This window comes from Bradyrhizobium sp. (assembly GCF_030697065.1).
In the GTDB taxonomy this organism is placed as follows: Bacteria; Pseudomonadota; Alphaproteobacteria; order Rhizobiales; family Xanthobacteraceae; genus Bradyrhizobium.
In genome coordinates this window covers 41209-56582 of the sequence record NZ_JAUYQU010000092.1, presented here as the reverse complement: position 1 = coordinate 56582, position 15374 = coordinate 41209, and the positions used below count along the sequence as shown (strand labels likewise).

The 15374-nt window shown below is 64.2% G+C and carries 14 protein-coding genes and 1 pseudogene; 10 read left to right on the top strand and 5 right to left on the bottom strand.

All coding sequences use genetic code 11. The annotated features are described in order from the left end of the window. A partial coding sequence (locus tag Q8R73_RS06780; RefSeq protein WP_305718767.1) for an AMP-binding protein occupies positions 1-1582 on the bottom strand: 1582 nt, incomplete at its 3' end. Between the two features lie 210 nt (positions 1583-1792). Between Q8R73_RS06780 and Q8R73_RS06775 the strand changes: the two are divergent. After that, a pseudogene (locus Q8R73_RS06775) lies at positions 1793-2764 on the top strand (serine hydrolase domain-containing protein); the annotation flags it as partial. Next, a complete protein-coding gene (locus tag Q8R73_RS26025; RefSeq protein ID WP_371126045.1) occupies positions 2688-2951 on the top strand; it encodes a hypothetical protein in 264 nt (87 codons plus the stop codon). The pseudogene Q8R73_RS06775 and the gene Q8R73_RS26025, both read left to right, overlap by 77 nt. A gap of 35 nt (positions 2952-2986) precedes the next feature. Here Q8R73_RS26025 and Q8R73_RS06765 read toward each other — a convergent pair whose 3' ends face one another. Continuing rightward, the gene (locus Q8R73_RS06765) at positions 2987-3436 is read right to left on the bottom strand and encodes a BA14K family protein (protein ID WP_371126043.1); all 450 of its coding nucleotides are present in this window, start codon (positions 3434-3436) and stop codon (positions 2987-2989) included. Positions 3437-3595: 159 nt separating this feature from the next. Between Q8R73_RS06765 and Q8R73_RS06760 the strand changes: the two genes are divergently transcribed. The 3 genes from Q8R73_RS06760 to glpD all read left to right on the top strand — a co-directional run bounded on the left by Q8R73_RS06760 (position 3596) and on the right by glpD (position 6495). Further along, a complete protein-coding gene (locus Q8R73_RS06760; RefSeq protein ID WP_305718765.1) occupies positions 3596-3784 on the top strand; it encodes a hypothetical protein in 189 nt (62 codons plus the stop codon). A gap of 100 nt (positions 3785-3884) precedes the next feature. Next, entirely contained in the window at positions 3885-4715 is an 831-nt protein-coding gene (locus Q8R73_RS06755; RefSeq protein WP_305718764.1) for a DeoR/GlpR family DNA-binding transcription regulator, read from the top strand. A 244-nt stretch (positions 4716-4959) separates the two neighbouring features. Then, complete coding sequence (glpD, locus tag Q8R73_RS06750; RefSeq protein WP_371126042.1) at positions 4960-6495, top strand: glycerol-3-phosphate dehydrogenase; 1536 nt, start codon at positions 4960-4962, stop codon at positions 6493-6495. A gap of 100 nt (positions 6496-6595) precedes the next feature. Here glpD and Q8R73_RS06745 read toward each other — a convergent pair whose 3' ends face one another. From Q8R73_RS06745 to Q8R73_RS06735, 3 genes are all read right to left on the bottom strand, one after another. Continuing rightward, positions 6596-7699 carry an alkene reductase gene (locus Q8R73_RS06745; RefSeq protein ID WP_305718763.1) on the bottom strand — a complete coding sequence of 368 codons (1104 nt, stop codon included), beginning with the start codon at positions 7697-7699 and terminating at the stop codon, positions 6596-6598. 132 nt (positions 7700-7831) lie between these two features. Further along, the gene (locus Q8R73_RS06740) at positions 7832-8335 is read right to left on the bottom strand and encodes a DUF1993 family protein (RefSeq protein ID WP_305718762.1); all 504 of its coding nucleotides are present in this window, start codon (positions 8333-8335) and stop codon (positions 7832-7834) included. Positions 8336-8431: 96 nt separating this feature from the next. Next, positions 8432-9760, bottom strand: coding sequence for a lytic murein transglycosylase (locus tag Q8R73_RS06735; protein WP_371126044.1), 1329 nt, complete (start codon positions 9758-9760; stop codon positions 8432-8434). 312 nt (positions 9761-10072) lie between these two features. On the opposite strand from Q8R73_RS06735, the gene acsA reads away from it, so the two are divergent. The 5 genes from acsA to Q8R73_RS06710 are packed head-to-tail and all read left to right on the top strand — an operon-like array spanning position 10073 to position 15290. Continuing rightward, positions 10073-11830, top strand: a complete 1758-nt coding sequence (gene acsA, locus Q8R73_RS06730) for an acetate--CoA ligase (RefSeq protein WP_305718760.1) — start codon at positions 10073-10075, stop codon at positions 11828-11830. Next, positions 11827-12819, top strand: coding sequence for a pyruvate dehydrogenase (acetyl-transferring) E1 component subunit alpha (gene pdhA / locus Q8R73_RS06725; protein ID WP_305718759.1), 993 nt, complete (start codon positions 11827-11829; stop codon positions 12817-12819). Before acsA ends, pdhA begins: the two co-directional genes overlap by 4 nt. Positions 12820-12825: 6 nt before the next feature. After that, positions 12826-13833, top strand: coding sequence for an alpha-ketoacid dehydrogenase subunit beta (locus Q8R73_RS06720; protein WP_305718758.1), 1008 nt, complete (start codon positions 12826-12828; stop codon positions 13831-13833). Positions 13834-13851: 18 nt separating this feature from the next. Next, positions 13852-15036 carry a dihydrolipoamide acetyltransferase family protein gene (locus Q8R73_RS06715; protein ID WP_305718757.1) on the top strand — a complete coding sequence of 395 codons (1185 nt, stop codon included), beginning with the start codon at positions 13852-13854 and terminating at the stop codon, positions 15034-15036. Then, the gene (locus Q8R73_RS06710; protein ID WP_305718756.1) at positions 15033-15290 is read left to right on the top strand and encodes an acyl carrier protein; all 258 of its coding nucleotides are present in this window, start codon (positions 15033-15035) and stop codon (positions 15288-15290) included. Before Q8R73_RS06715 ends, Q8R73_RS06710 begins: the two co-directional genes overlap by 4 nt. Positions 15291-15374 lie beyond the last annotated feature (84 nt).

The following is a 15374-nucleotide window of genomic DNA, read 5'->3' as shown; positions in this document are numbered from 1 at the left end:
TGGCCCAGAATTCGCGCAGCTTGAACTTCTGGATTTTTCCCGATCCCGTCAGCGGAAAGGCCTCGACCACGAACCAGTGCCGCGGCGTCTTGTGATGAGCGAGCGAGGCGCGCATGTAGGCCGACAATTCCTCCTTGTCGATGGTCGCGCCCGGCGCTGCGCGGATGAAGGCGGCGACCTCTTCGCCCCATTTTTCGTGCGGCAGTCCGACCACTGCCACCTCGCCGACCTTGGGGTGACGAAACAACAATTCTTCGAGCTCGCGCGGATAGATGTTCTCGCCGCCGCGGATGATCATGTCCTTCAGGCGCCCTTCCACCGTGCAATAGCCGCGCGCGTCCATCGCGCACAGATCGCCGGTATGCAGCCAGCCCTCGGCATCGATCGCAGCGGCGGTCGCGTCCGGCATTTCGAAATAGCCGAGCATGATGTGATAGCCGCGCGTGCAGAATTCACCGATCTCGCCGATCGGCACCGTGTTGCCGGTATCGGGATTGACGATTTTGGTTTCCATGTTCGGCAGCGGCAGGCCGATGGTGCCGGCCTTGTCCTCGATCGTATCCGTGGTCAGGGTCTGGGCGGCCACCGGCGAACATTCGGTCTGCCCGAACACGATGGTGAAGGGCGCCCCCAGTTTCTGCTCCAGCAAGGTGACGAGCGCGGCCGGCACAGTGGAGCCGCCCGAACAGATCGCCTTGACCGACTTGAGGTCGGTGGATGCGAAGGAGGGATGTTCCAGCATCGCCACCAGCATGGTCGGCACGCCGAGCATCGCATTGCCGCGGTAGGTTTCGAACATTTCGAGCACGAGTCCGGGTTCGAACGCCTCCAGCAGCACCTGGGTCGCGGCCTTGGACACCGCGCCGATCACGCAGCAGACGCAGCCGCCGGTGTGGAACAGCGGCATGGTGGTGATGAAGACGTCGCCGGGGTCGATCCCCATGCGGTCGGCGGTGTCGGCGCCGTTGTTGGCGAGGCCGCGATGATGCAGCAACGCGCCTTTGGGAAAGCCCGTGGTGCCCGAGGTATACTGGATCATCACGGGATCGGTCGGCTGGACGTCCGGAAGTGGGCTGCTGTCGTCGCCGGCGACGATGAAGGCCGGCCAGTCGTCGAAACAGACGATCTCGCGCAACTCCGGGCAGTGCGGCGCGACCTCGCGCACGGTCTGCAGCATCGGATTGCCACGGAAGGAATTGACCACGAACACGCCGGCCGAGCGTGATTGCTTCAGCACATATTCGACCTCGTTGACCCTGAAACCGGGATTGACGGTGACCAGCACCATGCCGGCGAGTCCCGCGCCGAACTCGAGCATGATCCATTCGGGCAGGTTCTGCGCCCAGACCGCGATCCGTTCGCCCGGTTTGAAGCGGCTGAGCAACGCGCGCGCGGTGCGTTGCGCCTCGCGGCGGAGTTCGGCATAGGTCCACTGGCGCCGCAGCGCCGGATCGGGGACGCCCGATATCAGCGCGATCCGGTCCGGCGCCGATTTAGCGGCCCGTTCGAGCAATTGGCCGAGCGTGATATCGCGCACCGCCGGAGTTGTCGGTCCCGCCACGCAGGATTCTGTCAAAGCCATCAGGTCCCTCCCGATCGATGCCGGCGTTGGCCGGCGATTTGATCCCGACTATGGCATTCGGCGTTGGCCGTTGCAGCCGTACGGCAAAAAGAATCTTTGTGTCTTTCTCCGGGCGCCTCGATTTCTGCGGCAGCGATTGACGCCCCGTTTGGTCCACTGATACTGCGGGTAGAGAACCGCGGCGGAAGCAATGCGTGCGACGGGAGTAAAATGCACGTGCAGGATTTGAAGATGACGACCACCGGCTACGGTTTCGGGGCGGCCCATGCCGCCATGCGCCGCCTGGTCGATGGCAACATCCTGCCCGGCGTATCGTCCGCGGTGCTGGTGGGCCGGGATCTGGTGGACGTAAATTGTGTGGGTTGGGCCGACAAGGAAACACAGATCCCGTTGCGCACCGATCACCTGTTCCGGGTGTTCTCCAACACCAAGCTGATTACCTCCTGCGCCGCGCTGCTGCTTTGCGAGGAGGGCCGCTTCCTGCTCGACGACCCGATCGAGAAATTCATCCCGCAGCTTGGCAACCGCCGGGTGATGCGCCCGGGCGCGACATCGCTCGAAGATGCCGAGCCGGCCAGGGGATCGATCACCATTCGCCAGTTGCTCAGTCACAGTTCGGGGCTGAGCTATGGTCTGTTCGATCCGGGGACCCCGCTGTTCAAGGCTTACCAGCAACGCAAGGTGCTCAACCCCACGACGACGCTGGTCGACATGATCGACACGCTGGCGGAGCTGCCGCTGGCCTATCACCCGGGCACGTCATGGGAGTATTCGGTCGCGACCGACGTCGTGGGACGGCTGGTGGAAGTCGTCAGCGGCGAGGCGCTGGACAAGTTCATCGCACGGCGGATTTTTGCTCCGCTTGGCATGGTGGACACCGCCTTCGCGGTGCCGGAAAAAGACCGCAGCCGGCTCGCCGCCTATTATGCCGGGGCGGATCTGATGGATCCGATGAAACCGGGCCTGACCCGCACCGATAACTCGGCCGTGGCCGAGGCTGAGCGGCGGTGGCGGCCTGGTGTCGAGCTTGCCGGACATGGTGGCGCTCATTCGAAGTCTGCTGCCGGGCGGACCGACGCTGCTGAAGCCGGAAACGATAGCCGAGATGATGACCAATCAGCTGCCCGGCGGCGTCTGGATGCGTTTTCCGATGACGGGAGAACTGGTCGGCAAGGGCTACGGGCTGGCGGGCGCGCTGACCCTGCGGCCCTCGCCGCTCGATCACGGCGATGCGGCCGGCGAATTCTGGTGGGGCGGGGTGGCCGGCACGCAATGGTGGATTTCGCCGAAAACCGGCGTCGCCGGCCTGCTGATGACGCAGCGCCAGATGGCTTTTTTCCACCCTTCGCCATCGAGTTCAAGCGGCTGACCTATGAGGCGGTCACGCGCGGTGCCTGACGGCGCCTACGGGCAGGGACGCTGGTAACCGTCGCGGCCGATATAGGTGCCGGTGCGGGGGTCATAGGAGCGGTAGCGCGTGCAGGCCGGCGCCTCCTCGTAATACTGCTGCCTCGGAGCATATCGCTCGCGGGGAGCGTATTGCGCCGTCTGGCAATAGCGCGGCGAAACGCCGACCCATGAGCCGTCGCCCTGCTGCACGTAGCAGCCGTTCCGGTAATAGCGGTAGCCGCCGGGCCGCGGCTCCCCCTGGGCGCCGATCGCGGCACCGGTGGCCGCGCCGAGCACCGCGCCTGCCGCAGCACCGCTGTTGCCGCCGAGTGCGCCGCCGACAATGGCGCCGGCCACGCCGCCGAACAGCGCGCCGCCGAGCGTGCTTTCCTGCGCCGCCGCCCGTTCGGCCGGCGCGCAAACCACCAGTGCCAGCAGCGCCGTCGCTGCAAGTTTTGTTTTCATGTCAATTCTCCAGCCGGTTCGATCGAGGCACCCTTGCAGCAGCATTGCCGCCACCCTCGAAACCGGTCAAGGGCCCATCGCGCCGTAAGCCTCGCGCACCCAGGAACATTTCAGCGCATGTGCTGTTATTCGCACAGGCTGGAATAAGGGCGGAAAGCTATGTCGGACACCTATATCATCGAGGTCGGATCGCAGGCGGCCGGAATCGTCGTGCGCGATCCCCGGGGCTATCGCTTCTTCGCCGCCACCTACCGTTTCAGTTCGCTGGAAGGCCGGCTCTTCCGTAACGCGCGCGAAGCCGAACGGGCGGCGCGCCGTCTGGCGCAGGGCGGGCGGATCGCCGCCTAGGCTGGTAACCGTAGTCGCCAATCGCCGCGACACCGCCGGTCTGCCGCGTTGACCGAACCATCGAACCGCCGCACCATGGGCGCTGCCCCGAGGTGCCTCTGTGACCGGCCTGTCCCATCGCCAAACCGAAATTCTCAATATCGCCCGCGCCTTTGGCCGGGTGATGGTGGAGGATCTCGCCCGCCGTTTCGAGGTTTCGGCGCAGACCATCCGCAAGGACCTCAACGATCTCTGCGACCATCGTTCGCTGACCCGGATTCACGGCGGCGCCATCATCGCCTCCGGGGTCGAGAACCTTGCCTATGAGGCCCGCCGCTTCGTCGCGGCCGAGGAGAAGAAGGCGATCGGGGCCGCCGCCGCGGCGCAGATTCCGAACGGCTGCTCGCTGTTCATCAACATCGGCACCACGACCGAAGAGGTTGCCAGCGCGCTGACCTCGCACCAGGACCTCCTCGTCATCACCAACAACCTCAACGTGGCGATGCTGCTCTACCGGCATCCGCGCATCGAGGTGATCGTGGCCGGCGGCGCGGTGCGTCGCGCCGACGGCGCGGTGATCGGCTCGACCGCGATCAGCCTGATCGGCCAGTTCAAGGTCGACTACGCCATCATCGGCGCCTCCGCGATCGACGAGGAGGGCGCGTTGCTGGATTTCGACTATCGCGAGGTGCAGGCGGCGCAGGCCATCATTGCCAACGCCCGCAGCGTGATGCTGGTCGCCGATAGCACCAAACTTCGCCGCAGCGCGCCGGTGCGCATCGCCCATCTCAGCCAGATCCAGACTTTCGTCACCGACGCGGCCCTGCCGGCGGGCATTGCGAGCATTTGCCACAGCCGAGGCATCGAGGTGATCGAGGCGATGCCACATCCGACGGCCGATCCCGATGAGCCCGCGGTTGAGCCGGCGTCAACCGTGACGCGCCTGCGCTAGGGCGAACATCCAGGATCAATCGAGGCCGTTGAAGGCCAGAGCCCGTAACGCTCTCGGGTTCTCTGGGTGAAGCCTCCGATATCTGTCCAGAGCTCGGGGACGGCTCCGTTCTTTCGGCGATTTGCCTCATACCGCATCCGGCGCGGCCATCTCGTTTTCACTTGCTTTCACATTCGGTCGTGATTTATTCGAAGTCGAAAGTAAAACCGAAAAATGAATGGGCTAGCGCCCGGGAATCGGCTTTTTGGACAAGATTTTCGACCTCGCGATTATCGGAGGCGGCATCAATGGCTGCGGCATTGCGCGCGATGCCGCAGGCCGGGGAAATTCCGTTTTTCTTTGTGAAATGAATGACTTGGCCAGCGGCACGTCGTCCTGGTCGACCAAGCTGGTGCATGGCGGCCTGCGCTATCTCGAATATTACGAGTTTCGTTTGGTGCGCGAGGCGCTGATCGAGCGCGAGATCCTTTGGCAGATCGCGCCCCACATCATCCGCCCCCTGCGATTCGTTTTGCCGCACCATGCCGGGTTACGCCCGGCCTGGCTATTACGGTTGGGGTTGTTTCTCTACGACCACATCGGCGGCCGCAAACTGTTGCCGCCGACGCGCTCGGTCGACCTGACCCGGGATGAGGTGGGCAAGCCCTTGGTCCCCAACCGCTACACCAGGGCGTTCGAATATTCCGACTGCTTCGTCGACGACGCGCGGCTCGTGGTGCTCACGGCTCGGGATGCGGCCGACCGCGGCGCCGAGATCCGCACCCGCACCCGCGCGGTCGAGATCCGTCAAGCGGACGGAATCTGGCACGTCGCGCTCGAGGACACATCGACTGGAACAGGCAGCACGATAAAGGCTCGATCGCTGGTCAATGCCGGCGGTCCCTGGGTCGAGGATGTCTTGCGGTCCGGCGCCGGCGTCAACGCGCGGGCCAAGGTGAGGCTGGTGCAGGGCTCCCACATCGTAGTGCGCAAACTCTATGCCCACGACCGCGCCTACATGTTCCAGAACAGCGACGGCCGCATCGTGTTCGTCATTCCCTACCAGGATGATTTTACGCTGATCGGGACCACCGATCGCGACTTCGACGGCGACCCTTCGAAAGTGAAAGCCTCGACCGAAGAGATAAAATATCTCTGTGATTCCGTCAGCGAATATCTCGCCAAGCCGGTCAGCCCGGAGGATGTGGTCTGGACCTATGCCGGCGTGCGTCCGCTCTATGACGATGGCGCCAGCGAAGCCAAGGCTGCCACCCGCGACTACGTGTTCGAACTCGACACCCCCGGCGGCGCGCCGATGCTGTCGATCTATGGCGGCAAGATCACCACCTATCGCCGCCTCGCCGAAGAGGCGCTCGAGCGGCTCGCGCCCTATCTGCGCAGCGACCTCAAGGCGAAAGAAGGCTGGACCGGCAAATCGCCGTTGCCCGGCGGCGACATGGATGTATCGGCGGTTGCGGCGCTGACGGCTGAACTGATGCGAAGTTATCCGTTCCTGACGCCGGCCCATGCCAGCCGGCTGGCGCATGCCTATGGCACCCGCGCAACCAAATGGCTCGGTGATGCGAAATCGCTTGTCGATCTCGGCCAGTCCTTCGGCGCCGGTTTGACCGAGAGCGAGGTGCGATACCTGATGGCCCACGAGTGGGCCCGCAGCGCCGAGGACATCGTCTGGCGGCGCTCGAAACTGGGGCTGCACCTGTCGGTGGGCGAAATTGCCGCGCTTGAAGACTGGATTGCCGCCAACCACGTTGCGCCGGAGGCCCACTCTAATGGATCGTAGTCATTCCGGGGCGACGCGAAGCGTCGAACCCGGAATCTCGAGATTCCGGGTTCGCATCTTCGATGCGCCCCGGAATGACGGCTGAGCCAGTGTTCGCTCCTTACCCCGCCGCCACCGCTCCACCCAGCACAGGATAATCCGTATACCCCTTCGCCCCGCCGCCATAGAACGTCGCCTTGTCGAACGCGTTCAGCGGGGCGCCCTGCTTCAGCCGCTCGACCAGGTCGGGATTGGAGATGAACGGCTTTCCGAACGCGATCAGATCGGCCGCATCCGCCGCCAGCACCTTGGTCGCGAGCTCGTAGTCGTAGCCGTTGTTGGCGACATAGGCTCCCTTGAAGCGCTTGCGCAGGCTCGCATAGTCGAACGGCGCGTTGTCGCGCGGCCCACCCGTGGCGCCCTCGATGACGTGGATGTAGACCAGCTTCATCGCGTTGAGCTGGTCGACAATATGGTCGAACAGCGGTTGCGGATCACTGTCGGAAATGTCGTTGGCCGGGGTAACCGGCGAGATGCGGATGCCGGTGCGGTCGGAGCCGGCCTCGGCGGCCACCACTTTCGAAATCTCCAGCATCAGTTTAGCCCGGTTCTCGATCGAGCCGCCATAGGCATCGGTGCGCTTGTTGGCGCCATCCTTGGCGAATTGATCGAGCAAATAGCCATTGGCGCCGTGGATTTCGACGCCGTCGAACCCGGCTGCCAGCGCGTGGGAGGTGCCGCGCTTGAAATCCTCGATAATCCCCGGGATTTCCGAAAGCGCCAGTTCGCGCGGCTCGGAAATGTCCGCAAACGTGCCGTTGACGAAGGTCTTGCCCTTGGCGCGGATCGCCGAGGGCGCCACGGGGGCGCCGCCATCCGGCTGCAGCGAGGTATGTGATACGCGACCGACATGCCAGAGCTGGATGAAGATGCGCCCGCCACGCTCGTGCACGCGGTCGGTGACCTTGCGCCAGCCCGCGACCTGTTCCTTGGAATAGATACCCGGTGTATCCTGATAGCCCTGGCCCTGCTGCGAGACCTGGCTCGCTTCGGTGATCAGCAGGCCCGCCGACGCGCGCTGGCCGTAATATTCGACCGCCAGCTCACTTGGCACCATCCCGGGAGGGACCGCGCGGTTGCGGGTCAGGGGCGCCATCACCAGCCGGTTGGGAAGCGTAATCGGCCCGAGCTTGTAAGGTTCGAATAGTTTGGTCGGCGTGCTCATTTTTTTTGTTCCGGTGAATTGCAGATGGGATGGAGGTGGGCATTGCCGGTGTGCTTGGCAATGCCGTCGGCCGTTCCGCCGTCATTCCGGGGTTCGATGCTTTGCATCGTCCCGGAAACGCTGAGAAGCCGCTCAACTAACCCCGAGAAAATCCCGCTTGCCGATTTCGACGCCGTTGTGCCGGAGGATGCCGTGGGCGGTGGCGGCATGGAAGTAGAAGTTCGGCAACGAGAACTGGCTGAGGAATTGTTGGCCCTTCATGGTTGTGGTCTTGTCTGGACCTGTCGGAAACGTCACGTCGCGGGTCTCGGCCCCGTCGAACTGTGCCGGCTTGAACGCCTTCACATAGTCGATGGTCCTGGCGAGCCGCGCCTTCAACTCGTCAAAACTCTTTTCGGTGTCGGGAATGGAAGGCACCTCGCTCTGGGTGAGGCGCGCGCAGCCCTTGGTGGCGAAATCGCAGGTGAGCTGGATCTGCCGACTCAATGGCAGCATGTCCGGATAAAGCCGGGCGCCGAGCAACACCTCGGGCGGGATTTTCTTCGCCATGCAATACGCCTCGGCCTTGCCGAGGATGTTGGTGAGGCTGCCCAGGATCTGCAAGTACGCGGCAACGGAAGCGTCGTGGAAAGACATGGGATGCTCTTTTCGTGCTGGAATATGGTCGATGCGGGGTAGTTCTGCTCGAAGTGGGGCGTCGGCAGACAGAATACAACGTTGAAGAATGCCGCTCTAGCGGAGCGCCGATGGTCTGGGCTGCGCGGGCGCGCGCGGTGCGACCGGCTGGCCGCGCATCCGGGCCAGCAATTCGGCGGTGGGCCATGAATCCGCGGGCAAACCGTATTTGATCTGCATGGTCTTGACCGCGGTGCGGCTGAGTTGTCCCATGATGCCGTCGATCTTGCCGACATCGAATCCCGCGCGCACCAGGAGCTGCTGCAACTCGCGCAGTTCGTTGAATGACAGTTGCGCCACCGGGGCCGAGGGGCGCTGCATCGGCGGCGCCCCGGCGATGCGGGTGGCGAGATAGCCGGCGGTGGTCGAATAGATCAGCGAGTTGTTCCACTCGGTATAGGCGGCGAAATTCGGATAGGCGAGGAACGCCGGCCCGTGGCGGCCCATCGGCAGCAGCAGCGACGCCGGCAGGCTGTCGTTCGGCAGCGATTTCCCGTCGGGATAGGTGACGCCGAATTGCGTCCATTTCGAACGCGGATGCTTGATCGTCAGGTCGGCCTGGTCCCACGGTAGATTTTGCGGCACCCGCACTTCCTGCAGCCAGGGTTCGCCGCGCCGCCATTTCAGGCCGTTGGCGATGTAGTTCGCGGTCGAGCCGATCACATCATCCGGGCTGCGCAGCATGTCGCGATGACCATCGCCGTCGAAGTCGACGGCGTAGTTGAAATAATGCGTCGGCAGGAATTGCGTCTGCCCGAGTTCGCCGGCCCAGGAGCCGATCATTTCATCCGGCGAAAGGTCGCCGCGGTCGATGATCTTCAAGGCGGCGATGGTTTCCTTCTGGAACATTTCGGAGCGGCGGCAATCATAGGCCAGCGACACCAGCGAGCGCAGCGTCGGCAGATTGCCCATGTTGGCGCCGAAATCGCTTTCCAATCCCCAGAACGCGGCGATCACAGCCGGCGGCACGCCATATTCCTTCTCGGCGCGCGCGAACGCCGCGGCATGGGTTTTGATTTTCTTCTGCCCATGCTGCATCCGGTACACCGCGGCCATCCGCGCCGCGAATTCGGTGAACACCTGCCCGAACACGCGTTGGCCGCGATCTCGGTTGACGATGCCCTGGTCGTAGACGAGTCCGGGCGATGCCTCGGCCAGCGCCCGCTGCGACACCCCCGCCGCGACAGCCTGCTGTTTGAGGTTGGCAAGGAATCGGTCGAACGACATCCCGTTATGGCAGGCCGCGCCGCCGCGCGGGGCCGGGGCCGGCTTGGCGGGAGCGGCCAGTGGCCGGGGTGCAGCGGGAACTGGTTGAGCCGATACGATTTGCGGTCCGCACAGAAGCGCCAGCAGGACTGCACTGGAGAGAAATCCTGTCGTTGAAATCTTTCGCATGCGGTTACCGATTGGATGTCAATTTGCGGAGGGTGAGGCTGTCCTAGCATTATGCATCACGGAGTTACATCACGAAACCGGCGGTCGCCCGGACGGCCGGAACCGAGGCCCGACGATGCCCGGCTGACCTGCAACCACCCGGATAGGCCGCCGCTGCGCGCCTTCCGAAAGGTACCGGAGACGGCCGTCACGCCTCCCCCGCGGCTTCGGCCTCGATCGCGCGGGCTTCGGGCTTGACCCACGTCAAGGCCACTCGAATTCCGCCATGTAGCTTTTTGGTCGTAATCACCTTCAAGGTTCGCCATGGAATGGGAGCGTATCCGGAAGCAGCCCGAGGATCATGTCGGCGCCAACCTTCAGGATTATGAAGAATACGCCAGCCGATTCGCGTGGTCGCAGGCGCGGGCGCTGCTTGATGGTCTGCCGAATGGCGGGATCAATATCGCGTTCGAGGCCGTCGACCGGCACGTGTTGGCGGGCCGCGGCGACAGACTGGCGATGCGCTGGATCGGGCGCGGCGATCAGGTTCGGGATTTCAGCTACCGGGCTCTGGGTGCCCAGATCAATCGGTTCGCCAATATCCTGGCGCAGCGCGGGGTCGCGAAGGGCGATCGGGTATTCTCGCTGCTCGGCCGCGTGCCCGAACTCTATGTTGCCGCCCTCGGCACGCTGAAGAACGCAAGCGTGTTCTCGCCGTTGTTCTCGGCGTTCGGGCCGGATCCCATCAAGGCCCGCATGACGATCGGCAATGCCAAAGTGCTTGTAACCTCCGAGGCATTTTACCGGCGGAAGATCGAGCCTTGGCGAAAAGAGCTCGCGAGCCTGGAGTATGTTTTCCTGACCGAATGTTCGACCGGCCTGCCAGCTGATACGATCGATCTGTCCGCCGCGCTGGCGCAGGCTTCGGATTCGTTCGAGACGGTGTGGACGGGGCCCGAGGACATGGCCTTGCTTCACTTCACCAGCGGGACAACCGGGCGGCCAAAGGGTGTCGTGCATGTCCATGAAGCCGTCGTCGCTCATCACATCACCGGCCGGCTCGCGCTCGATCTCCGTCCGGACGACATCTTCTGGTGCACGGCCGACCCGGGATGGGTGACCGGGACCTCCTATGGAATCATCTCGCCGCTCACCAATGGCGCGACCATGATCGTCGACCAAGCCGAATTCGACGCGGAACGCTGGTATCGCATCCTGCAGGATCAGAACGTCACCGTCTGGTACACGGCGCCGACGGCGATCCGCATGCTGATGAAGGTTGGAGCCGAAATTACCAGGCGATTTGATCTGTCCAAAGTGCGCTACATGGCCAGCGTCGGCGAACCGCTCAACCCGGAAGCCGTGGCGTGGAGCGCGGCCACCTTCGGAAAGCCGTTTCACGACAACTGGTGGCAGACGGAGACCGGCGGCATCATGATCTCCAATTACCCCTCGATGGACGTCAAGCCGGGCTCGATGGGGCGTCCCCTGCCGGGGATTAAGGTCGGCATCGTCGAGCGCTTCGAACGCGGCGAATTGCGCGAAATCACCAAACCGATGGCGATGGGCGAACTCGCGCTCCGCCCGGGTTGGCCGTCGATGATGCGCGCCTATCTCAACGAAGAGGAACGATACAGGAAGTGTTTCGCGGGCGGCTGGTATCTGACCGGCGACCTCGCGATGCGCGACAGCGAGGGATACTACTGGTTTGTCGGCCGGGCTGACGACGTGATCAAGAGCGCCGGCCATCTGATCGGCCCGTTCGAAGTGGAAAGCACGCTGATGGAGCATCCGGCCGTGGCCGAGGCCGGCGTGATCGGCATTCCCGACCCGACCGCCGGCGAGATGGTCAAGGCCTACGTTGCCCTCAGGAACGGCTTCGAGGCCAGCGATGCGCTGCGCAAGGAATTGCTCGGCCATGCGCGCCAGCGTCTCGGTCCGGCGGTCGCGCCAAAGGACATCGCCTTTCGGCAGAACCTGCCCAAGACGCGCAGCGGCAAGATCATGCGCCGCCTGCTCAAGGCCCGTGAACTGGGCCTACCGGAGGGCGATATCTCGACGCTCGAAAGCGAGGAGCGATGACCGCGTCAGCCGAAAAGCCGCATCTGTCGCGCGAGCACTTGCTGGCCTTGCTGAGACAGATGATCCGTATTCGTCGCTTCGAGGACAAGTGCGCCGAACTCTATACAAGGGAAGAGATCAGGGGCTTCCTGCACCTCTACGACGGCGAGGAAGCGGTGGCCGTCGGCGTGATCCCGGTGCTGGAACAGCGAGACAGGATCGTGGCGACCTACCGCGAGCACGGCCATGCTTTGGTGCGCGGCGTGCCGATGAAAGCGGTGCTGGCGGAAATGTACGGCAAGCAGGATGGCTGCAGCCGCGGACGCGGCGGCTCCATGCACCTGTTCGATCGCGCCACGAATTTCTATGGTGGCAACGCCATCGTCGGTGGCGGTTTGCCGATGGCGATCGGACTGGCGCTCGCCGACCGGATGCGGGGCGACGACATCGTCACGGCCTGCTTTTTCGGGGAAGGCGCCGTTGCCGAAGGCGAGTTTCACGAAAGCATGAATCTGGCTGCACTGTGGGGGCTGCCGGTGCTGTTCGTGTGCGAAAACAACCGTTACGCGATGGGAACGGCGCTGGCCCTTTCGGAATCCGAAACCGATATCCAGCGCAAGGCGGCGTGCTACCAGATTGCATCCGAGGCGGTCGACGGCATGGATGTGATCGCGGTCGAGGCGGCCACACGGCGGGCAGTGCACGTGGTGCGCGAAACCCGCAAGCCCCACTTCCTGGAATGCCGGACCTACCGGCTGCGCGCGCATTCGATGTTCGACGCTCAACTCTATCGTGACAAGGCCGAGGTTGAGGCCTGGCGACACAAGGAACCGATCGTGCGCTTTCAGGGCTGGCTGGAAGCCAATCACCTGGTTCACCCGGACGACCTGGCGTGCATCGAATCCGAGGTGGCAGCCGAGATTGCCGAGGCGGTTTCCTTCAGCGAGGCAGGCACATGGGAGCCGGTCGAGCAGCTCACCCGCTTCACTCACGCAGAAGCCGAAGGGTGAAATGTCGTGCCGCAACAGATGATCCAGCCCGCCACGACTGAAATCACCTACCGCGACGCGATGCGCGAGGCGATCCGCGATGCAATGCGCCGGGATGACCGCGTGTTCCTGATGGGCGAGGATGTCGGCCATTATGGCGGGTGCTACGGGGTGAGCAAGGGCCTGTTGGCGGAATTCGGGGCGGAACGGATCCGAGATACGCCGCTGTCGGAATCCGGCTTTACCGGTGCCGGCATTGGGGCGGCGATGGCCGGCATGCGTCCGATCGTTGAATTGATGACGGTGAATTTCAGCCTGCTCGCGCTCGATCAGATTCTCAATACCGCGGCCACGCTGCGTCACATGTCGGGAAATCAGTTCGGCGTACCGCTCGTCATTCGCATGGCGACCGGCGCCGGTCGCCAGCTTGCGGCCCAGCATTCGCACAGCCTCGAGGGCTGGTATGCCCACATTCCGGGAATCAAGGTGCTGGCGCCGGCGACCGTCGAGGATGCGCGCGGCATGTTGTGGACGGCTTTGCAGGATCCCGATCCGGTGCTGATCTTCGAAAACGTCATGCTCTACAACATGACCGGGACTGTGGCCGCGGACGCCGTTCCGGTTGATATCGCCAGGGCCGCCGTCCGCCGTGCCGGCCGCGATATTTCGCTCATCACCTATGGCGGCTCGCTGTGGAAGACGCTCGAAGCCGCTGCCGTCCTGGCCGGCGAGAATATCCATGCCGAGGTGATCGATCTGCGCAGCCTGAGGCCGCTCGACGACGCGACCATCATGGCGTCGATCGCCAGGACGCGCCGGGCGGTCATCGTCGACGAAGGCTGGCGTAGCGGCAGCCTGTCGGCGGAAATCGGCATGCGTATCGTCGAGCAGGCCTTCTGGGAACTGGATGCGCCGATCGGCCGCGTGTGCAGCGCGGAGGTGCCAATTCCCTACGCCCGGCATCTCGAGAATGCGGCGATCCCGCAGGTGCCCGGCATCGTCGCGACCGCCAAAGCCGTGCTTGGGCGAGCCTAGACCGTGGCCGAATTCCGCATGCCCTCCCTCGGCGCCGACATGGAAGCGGGCACGCTGGTTGAGTGGCTGGTCAAACCCGGCGACCGGGTCAAGCGCGGCGACATCGTTGCCGTCGTAGAGACCCAGAAAGGCGCGATCGAGATCGAAATCTTCGAGGCCGGCAAGATCGAGCAGATTCTCGTCGGGCTCAATACCAACGTGCCGGTCGGGACGCCGCTGGCGCGAATTCAGACCGAACGCGAGGAAGCCGCCGGCACCGTAGCAACCGCGCCATCGCCGGCGGCGCCCGTTGCCCTGTCCGCGGCTCCGCCTTCGATACTGGCGCCCGTTGCGCCACCATCGCCGCCCGCACCGCCGCCGGCCGCCGTAGCGCGTCGGCGCGTGTCACCGGCCGCGCGGCGGCTCGCCGGGGCGCAGGGGATCGATCTTTCGATCGTGACCGCAAGCGGTCCGGCGGGGGCGATCATTTATGCCGACGTCGAGCGCCGCCTCGGTGGGGCCGTCGCTGATGCGGAAAAGAAACGCGCACCCGGCCTCGATCTCGACGCCATGCGAACGGCGATTGCCGCCGCGATGGCACGATCAAAGCGAGAAATTCCGCATTACTATCTCGAGCACCAAGTCGACGTCACTGTCAGCGAGCAATGGCTGACGCAGAAGAACGCGGTGCGGCCGCCCGACGAGCGCCTGCTGATCGGCGCGCTGATGGTCAGATCGGTTGCCCTGGCCGCGCGCCGCTTCCCGGCCTTCAACGGCTTTTACCGAGACGGCAAATTCGAGCCGTCGCGCGCGGTGCATGTCGGCGTCGCGATCGCCATTCGCGGGGGCGGGCTGGCGGCGCCGGCCCTGCATGACGCCGATCAGATCCAGCTCGACGAGCTGATGACGCGGATGCGCGACCTCGTTCAACGAACCCGTGCCGGTCGCATTCGCAGTTCGGAGATATCCGATCCGACGATCACGGTGACGAGCCTGGGGGAACGCGGCGTCGAGACACTCTACGGCATCATCTACCCGCCGCAGGTGGCGATCTTGGGCTTCGGCAAGGTCGTGAGGCGGCCGTGGGTCATCGACGGCGCCATCGGACCGCGTTCGATCGTCACCATGACCTTGTCCGCCGACCATCGGGTCAGTGACGGACACGCCGGCGCGCTGTTCCTCGCCGAGATCGGCATGCTGCTGCAGGAGCCCGACAAGCTATGAATGACCTCGACATCCGCAAAGCGGTCAAGGAAGAGCTCAACAATATCGCCCCCGAAATCGATCTGGCGGCGATTGATCCGGCCGGCGATTTGCGCGAAGCCCTGGACATTGACTCCATGGATTTCCTGAACTTCATCTCCGCGATCCACCATCGCCTCGGCGTCGACATCCCCGAGCTCGACTATCCGAAGCTTGTCACGCTCGACGGGGCGGTTGCCTACATCGCGGCACGGCTCGGGTCGATCAGGAAGTAAAGGGTCATGGGACATCACCGAGGCTTCTATCGGTGTGCGGGTCGGGAACAAGGCCAAATCGGCACACTCAATCGGTCTGATTAT